This is a genomic window from Acaryochloris sp. IP29b_bin.148, from assembly GCF_028285565.1.
Lineage (GTDB): Bacteria > Cyanobacteriota > Cyanobacteriia > Thermosynechococcales > Thermosynechococcaceae > Acaryochloris.
The window spans coordinates 1-6,839 of record NZ_JANQOY010000099.1 but is presented as its reverse complement, the minus strand read 5'-3'; the positions used below and the strand labels follow the sequence as shown (position 1 = coordinate 6,839).

The window sequence follows — 6,839 nt, the reverse complement described above, 5'->3', positions numbered from 1 at the left end:
CTTTAACCGCACGATGGCCAAGCCCTTCAATTGGAAATTTGCAGGGTTCACTGACGATAGATAAGCTGAATGGTTATTTCAGCCAGGCTGCACTAGTTTTTGAGAGAGACTGTGAAAATTAGGCTAGTTCAAGACTTATTAGTTAAACCTGTTATTGCTTTAGTTAAAACTGTTATCGATTCTGCTGTCGATTTTGCAACGAAAGCAATAATAGAGGATCTTTTTAAAAACTTTTACGTGCCTCATATGTGAGGCACGTAAAAATCACATGTGAGCTATTAGGTTAAAGCTCTGGTTCCTAAATTATTGTGATATGTAAGATAGTGTTGAGGAATTCAGGCTACTAAACACGAGGTGAAAATTCCTGAGCAAAGCCGTGTAATTCTCTGAGAGGCATGGGCTTAGCACAGTAAAAGCCTTGTAAGAGTTAGAATTTGGGCTGTTTCATTATCTCGATATCCTCAGGCTTTTCAACTCCTTCACCGATCACCGTAATCTTGAAACTACTGGCCATTCCCACCAGGACGGACAGTACATTTTGCATGCGTTGATCCTGAGCTGTACCCGCAACAAGGGATCGATCAAACTTAAGCAGATCGACTGGAAGCGCCATTACGGAACGTAGTGAGGAATACCCCGCACCAAAATCATCAATCGCGACTCTAATCCCTAGCATATGGAGTTGATCAATTTGGAGCCTGGCTTTCGATTACGGCTTCTATCAGCCCCCGCTCAGTGATTTCTAGAATCAGTTTGGCTGGATAAATTTGTCCTGTAAAAACGAGGTTCTCCAGATAATCAACAATCAAACTTTCATGGCTCAACGGTATTTTCTGTTTTAGGCCGTTATTTCAAGAGAATTACAAAGCTCTCTTGTGCAAAGTGCTTATCATGAGTGAGTATTTGTATGATTCCTTGCCGTCTCATTGTCTGCATAGAGATGCAATCTGTCAGACTGTAACCTTTGTCTAGTCGTTGGGCATACAGACTCAACCCATCCAAGAAAGAATTACGAGTTTGAGCCACAACCTGAACCTGACGACTATTCAAAATATTCTGCACTTGATCGGCAACGCCGTTGCGCATATAGGCATTAGAGGTAGAGAAAAAGTTGAGAAACTCAATCAAGACCTCATCCATTGTGACCAAATGTTGTTGAGATAACTTAGGGCTTAAAGCTTTAACCTGTTGATGCCACTGGTCGCGAGGGTTGATTAAAGCTGTCCAGTAAAACGTGTCTGCGAAAATAGGCTGCATCAGGGCTGTTTAGGCGTGCCATAGATGTAGTGGTCGTGTTGCTCAGCGCCATCTGTCGGCAGCTGATCTAGAACGTCCTCAGGTATGTTCTCAGTAAAGTTGGAAAAGCTATCCCAAATGAGGGATGTACTATTGGTATCTTTTGCTTCATGTGCAGTTTGCACTGCACTGTTATGAGGTAGAGGCTGCTCTGTTGCTTGTTTCGACTTCGTGAAGAGTAAGAAATTTAAGACTTCTTCCAAGAGATCATCAGGTGCCTGCTCAACTTCACGAAGGAGTCGCTCTTTTGCCGTCATAGATTTACTGGACCCTAGTGGTGTTTAAATAATAGCAAGCACGAGCGCTATGAAGCGGCTAATTTCGTAGTCTCCCACGGGATTGCTATCCATGTGGGTTCGGTGGAAGTGGGCTAGCTAGCCGATCTATTGTTAACGTCCCAACCTGTTCATACGCGACCGATGTTTGGTGGATTTAGAGGTGCAATGACCTCTGGGCGGCCTTCGGCCTTCGCAGCCACGTCTCTCACCTTTGTCTCTCAAGCCGCTATAAAGGAAGGCGTTCCTGACCAGATTGGTTTGCAGAAAAACGTTGTTGCCATCTCCAATACACGCAATCTCAGTAAGGCCGATATGAAGCTGAATGATTTGCTACCTAAAATTGAGGTGGATTCAGAAACTTACGAAGTCAGAGCCGATGGAGAATTGCTCACCTGTGAACCTGCAACGGTGTTACCCATGGCACAGCGGTACTTTTTGTTTTGATGGCTATTCAAAAGGGAGCAAGTGGTATTTATTCTGAATCAGTTTTTTCACTGAACTGTTCTAAAAATGCGATCGCAACTTTACCCCACAAACTTTCTTCTGTGAAATGCTCCCCGGCCTTGATTAAGGCTGCTTTGCCACCATTCCGCCATCGTTTGGGATTGAGTAAACCTTGCCGAAGGGCTTGCCAGCGTGTGGGCTGATCCTGTTGAATCTGTTCGATCTCTTTCTGTAGAAGCTCAACTGCTTCTGTTTCGGAAGCTTGGGGATGCTGTTGATAGAGATTTTGCACAAGCTGCACCATATCTGCAACGGCTTGCGTCTGTTCAATGGTGTTAGCATTCACCACCATGTCACCTTCGACATTGCCGACTATATTTCCTTCAATTGGGGCATTGAAGGTCATTTGTACTTTAGGCGTATTTTTCTCGGACATCTTTTTTCGAGATTGGTCAGAATGACAGAGATTTGCGATCGCTAACACGGCCATTGTCCGAACAATTGCTTTTGGATCTTGACGAGCTGCAATTCCTAGGGCTGTTATGGCTACTGCACTCTCTTGATCAATCTCACCAAGTGCTTGGGCAGCGTAGCAACGAATCAGTGGTGAAGTATCTGTCAGTAAAACCTCACACAAGATTTCTATAGCCGTATCTTGAACAGTCATTCTAGAGTTAGGCTGACTGGCGTCCTAAGCCTTTTAGCTTCTCTACGGCTTTAAGACGAATTGAGGCGTCTGTTGATTGCAAATCCTCAACAATAGGAGAAAAAATTGCTGCTAAGGCTGGTTCACCGACCGCATTCTCTTTTGTAGAACGACACTGTTCTAGCAACTCAGCACAGGTTTTAGATAACTGTTGACTTGGGGGAATCTGAATTAGTAAGCAGTGCTGTGCCTGATCTTGCGCTTGCTGCACATCTGCGATCAGTTGCCGTTGTTGCATAACATCAGCTACATAAATTGTGGCTGGAGTAGCTTGAACTTCAACCGTGGAGTTTCCGGCATCTGCTGCTGTTTGTATCCGTAACAGCATCTCAATCACTTCAATCTGGCTACTTTGTGCTTGTGCAGTAGAGGGAAGAGCGAAATTTAGAGACTGAGATAGTGAACGCAAAACCACATTCTCAAGGGAGGTTTGCAACACTTGAGCTTGGGTAGATAACTGCTGTTCGAGTTCATCAGGAATTTCGATGACTAATGTTTTTGGCATGTTGGCCCTCTAAAGTACTTGGGCTAAAAAGTCTAGAGTACGACTGTGAAGAAGTTTCTACTTCCAATTCTACTCGCTAGAATTGGAGACTACATTTGATCTTAATTCTGGCATAGTTGTCATTTTAAAGATGAATTCCATAGAAAACACTTAAAATACTGAAATTACTGAAGAAATTCAAAAAGCTAAGCAACTGCAACTCCATTTCATAAATGTCTATTATCTAGAGAATAGAAAATTTAGCTATTTCAGTAGTCATTTATCACTTAAATTTAGTTGCTATCCCAATCCCCATATTCTTTCCATTTTTATGAATATCCCATTTTTAATGTTCGATCTCATAATCCTTTTATCTCCTTTTGCTTTTACACATATATTCAAGAAAAAATATATCTATTTTCTGGTATCTACCATATTTATTTCAGGATTTATTTTTTTGAAAGGAGAATTTGAATGTCGATATATTCGTGATTATTGTGCAATAGAAAACTATGAACTTTATTCTGTTGCTGGACTGTTCTTTATCGGTATCGTATATTCTGGGATAGTCTATTTTTTAGTTATTGCTATGAAATACGTTAATAATTTACTGAATAGCTAAGGTGTGATGTAGGTCAATTGGTTTTGAGTTTTTATCTGGCCAGCTAAAAATATTCACTGTTAAACTTAATATGAATAACTGAGAAAGAAGAAATAATCAAGCGTTCTAATCAGCTTTGTCATGACAGATAAAGATACTTCCAAAGTGGAAATAAATGTTGATTCTCCACCTGCAAACGTGGTTGGAAATGTCGAAGGTGACATGGTGGTGAATGCATTCGATCTAAGTTTAGTCCAATGTCGAGGTAGCAAGAAGTCGCTATATCGTCAGAAGCTATTAGCAGCAGTTAAGGGAAATTGGCTTGATGACTTCTTAAAAGAGTTACTCAAAGAACAGGTTCTGATTGATTTTGATTTAGCAGAGAGAAAATATTCTTCACTGAGTGGATCTAGTAATATCGATGATTTTCGTTCAGAGTCTAAAACGAACTTATTAAGATATATAAAAGAGGCTGATATCCTTGGAGAGAGAGGAATAGGTCATACAGTTTTGATCCAGGGAAGTTCAGGTGCAGGTAAAACGATAACTTTGTTGAAATTGGTGCAAGAAATAATTCAGTGCAAAGAAGAAGAACTGATTTATTTGCCTGTGGTACTAAATCTTTCCTCTTGGAAAAAGAAAAGACAATCGATATCAAACTGGTTAATTGAGGAACTCGATACCTTCTACAAAATATCCAATCAGAAAATAGTAAATGACTGGATTGCTAATCAAAAGCTATTTCTGTTTTTTGATGGGCTAGATGAGGTTGAAGAAGACTTTCGAGCTGATTGCATAAGGGCCTTACAAAAATTTAGACATGATAATGATATAACGCCTATCGTTATAGGCTGTCGAACAATAGACTATGCACAACTATCTAAGCTATTGCCTTGCAACAGTATCGTTACTATTCAGCCACTAACACTACCGCAAATTAATCAGTATTTGAATTCAAGGAAAAATCAGCTGCAAGCCCTAAAAACATTTATAAATAACAAGCCTGACTCTGATATACGAAAGCTTGCCGAGACGCCTTTGAATTTATGGATCATGAGTTTAGCGTTTCAGGACTTTTCTCTTGAAGACCTATCAGAATTTTCCTTTGGAGGTCTATCTCAGAAAAAATTATGGGATATCTATATTTATGAAATGTTTACGCGCGATCGGGTAGTCAAATATCGTTCAATCAAGCATCCCTATCCGAAAAAGCGAACTATTAATTATCTTATTTGGCTTGCTAAACAAATGACTGAAAGCTCTCAAGGTATATTCTTAATTGAGCGATTGCAGCCAAGTACGCTAACTCAGAAGTTTCACCCAAACAAGTCTCAGTTTTTGATTTGGAAAGCAAAATTATGCTACCGCTTCCAAAGTGCCCTGATTTTTGGGTTGTTTATGGGATTATTTGGTATGCTCAGCATCTTGCCGTCAGCTAATCTACAAGCATTACGAATTTTCGGGCTATTGTTTGGAGCAGTTGGTGTACTAATTGGTGCACTGATTACAGGAAATTTAGATGATATAAAAACTGTAGAAACACTGGAATGGTCTATTAAAGAACCACTAGGCAAGAAAAAATTTTTTCGAGAGTTGATCTTAGGTCTTTTATTTGGTCTTGTCAGTGGACTTATTCTCTGGAAGATCTCCAATTCCAAAGTTGATCTAATCTTAGCGATATGGCTCATGAGCATTTTAGGGCTGTTTTTTTCGCCACTGATAAGTTTTATTGTATGGGTGCTTTCTAGCTTGAGAGGGCCAGTATTGAAAAATACAACGCAACCCAATCAAGGTATTTTGAATTCGGCACAGAATGCAGCAATTATCGGGTTTATTTCTGCAGTAAGTGGTTTTTTGATAAGTGGTCTATTTGGGTTATTGAATGGCGGACTAGAAAATGGAGTAGGCTATGGAATTATGGGTGCTGTAATTTATGGACTACTAGGTACCCTAACTTGTGGTGGGTCAGCTTGTCTTCGATATTTTAACTTACGCTTAACGCTCTGCTATCTGGGTTATGCCCCTTGGAACTATACCCATTTTTTGACTTACGCTACTGAACGCATATTTATGCAGCGAGTTGGCGGAGGCTATAAATTTGTTCACGGAACGCTACGTAAGCATTTAGCAGAAATGGACTTACCGTTGAAGCTACTATAATCGCTCAGCTTAAATGGAGATTATTAATACATTGAAGATAGTTTCTCTTGATTATCACAGTTTGACCTTTCCTCAGAGCTGATTTCTAAAGAAGGTATAAAGCGGACAAGTTAGGTCAGAAGTGTGCGATAGCGTTTGTACATCCAAGCCCAACTACTGTCTTGAATATATGAGTCGACTCCCTGAGATTGCCCACAGTGAACGCCGAGCCTACCCCAGTGATATGAGTGATGCAGAGTGGGATATACTTCGTCCTCTACTGCCTCCAGCTAAAGGATTCGGAAGACCTCGAACCGTCAATCTCAGAGAAATCCTCAACGCCATATTCTACGTCCAACGTAGTGGTTGTCAGTGGGAAATGCTTCCCCATGATTTACCCCCTCACGAGACAGTCTATAAGTATTTCCAAAAGTGGCACCGTCAAGGGATTTAGCAGACGATTCACACTGCCCTACGGCATCAGCTCCGAGAAGGCGTGGGTCGAGCAGCGGACTCCAGTGTGGCGATTGCAGACTCCCAATCGGTGAAAACGGCAGAAAAAAGGGTTCGGTCTATGGTTTTGATGGTGGAAAGTTAGTCAAAGGCCGTAAACGCCACCTCGTCGTCGATTCCCAAGGGCTGTTGATTGGAGTATTGGTGACGGAGGCGAATGCCTCAGAACGCTTGGGAGCTGTGGTGGTGTTAGATGAAAATCGGGACCGTTTGTCTCGCCTAGCAGTGGTGTGGGTAGACCAAGGGTACTCGGAGGAGAACTTTGAGCAAGCGGTACGGCAAGTGAGATATAGTCAAATGTGGTGTATGAGAGAGCATCAGGCGACCTTCTCGCGATCTATTGAATTAGAGTCCTCCTCGATGTGTATACCATCGATA

Annotated in this window: 6 protein-coding genes and 2 pseudogenes; 3 read left to right on the top strand and 5 right to left on the bottom strand. The window is 41.4% G+C overall.

Annotated elements, in window-relative coordinates:
- Positions 1-427: 427 nt before the first annotated feature.
- From Q0986_RS09610 to Q0986_RS09600, 3 genes are all read right to left on the bottom strand, one after another.
- Positions 428-676, bottom strand: coding sequence for an EAL domain-containing protein (locus Q0986_RS09610; protein WP_299408827.1), 249 nt, complete (start codon positions 674-676; stop codon positions 428-430).
- Between the two features lie 170 nt (positions 677-846).
- Entirely contained in the window at positions 847-1,257 is a 411-nt protein-coding gene (locus Q0986_RS09605) for a PIN domain-containing protein (RefSeq protein WP_299408823.1), read from the bottom strand.
- A complete protein-coding gene (locus Q0986_RS09600; RefSeq protein ID WP_299408820.1) occupies positions 1,257-1,553 on the bottom strand; it encodes a hypothetical protein in 297 nt (98 codons plus the stop codon). The genes Q0986_RS09605 and Q0986_RS09600 overlap by 1 nt, the downstream gene beginning before the upstream one ends.
- A 69-nt stretch (positions 1,554-1,622) precedes the next feature.
- On the opposite strand from Q0986_RS09600, the pseudogene ureC reads away from it, so the two are divergent.
- A pseudogene (ureC, locus tag Q0986_RS09595) lies at positions 1,623-2,018 on the top strand (urease subunit alpha); the annotation flags it as partial.
- A gap of 28 nt (positions 2,019-2,046) precedes the next feature.
- Here the strand turns inward: ureC and Q0986_RS09590 are convergent.
- Together Q0986_RS09590 and Q0986_RS09585 are read right to left on the bottom strand one after the other, a co-directional pair.
- Complete coding sequence (locus tag Q0986_RS09590) at positions 2,047-2,685, bottom strand: HEAT repeat domain-containing protein (RefSeq protein WP_299408817.1); 639 nt, start codon at positions 2,683-2,685, stop codon at positions 2,047-2,049.
- A gap of 7 nt (positions 2,686-2,692) precedes the next feature.
- Positions 2,693-3,229 carry a hypothetical protein gene (locus Q0986_RS09585; RefSeq protein ID WP_299408813.1) on the bottom strand — a complete coding sequence of 179 codons (537 nt, stop codon included), beginning with the start codon at positions 3,227-3,229 and terminating at the stop codon, positions 2,693-2,695.
- 721 nt (positions 3,230-3,950) lie between these two features.
- On the opposite strand from Q0986_RS09585, the gene Q0986_RS09580 reads away from it, so the two are divergent.
- Positions 3,951-5,969: an NACHT domain-containing protein gene (locus Q0986_RS09580; RefSeq protein WP_299408810.1), complete on the top strand. Its 2,019-nt coding sequence runs from the start codon at positions 3,951-3,953 to the stop codon at positions 5,967-5,969.
- Positions 5,970-6,138: 169 nt separating this feature from the next.
- A pseudogene (locus Q0986_RS22935) lies at positions 6,139-6,746 on the top strand (IS5 family transposase); the annotation flags it as partial.
- Positions 6,747-6,839 lie beyond the last annotated feature (93 nt).

Coding starts and splice junctions, on each gene's coding strand:
- Q0986_RS09610 (WP_299408827.1), bottom strand. CDS start 676: ATGCTAGGGATTAGAGTCGCGATTGATGATTTTGGTGCGGGGTATTCC.
- Q0986_RS09605 (WP_299408823.1), bottom strand. CDS start 1,257: ATGCAGCCTATTTTCGCAGACACGTTTTACTGGACAGCTTTAATCAAC.
- Q0986_RS09600 (WP_299408820.1), bottom strand. CDS start 1,553: ATGACGGCAAAAGAGCGACTCCTTCGTGAAGTTGAGCAGGCACCTGAT.
- Q0986_RS09590 (WP_299408817.1), bottom strand. CDS start 2,685: ATGACTGTTCAAGATACGGCTATAGAAATCTTGTGTGAGGTTTTACTG.
- Q0986_RS09585 (WP_299408813.1), bottom strand. CDS start 3,229: ATGCCAAAAACATTAGTCATCGAAATTCCTGATGAACTCGAACAGCAG.
- Q0986_RS09580 (WP_299408810.1), top strand. CDS start 3,951: ATGACAGATAAAGATACTTCCAAAGTGGAAATAAATGTTGATTCTCCA.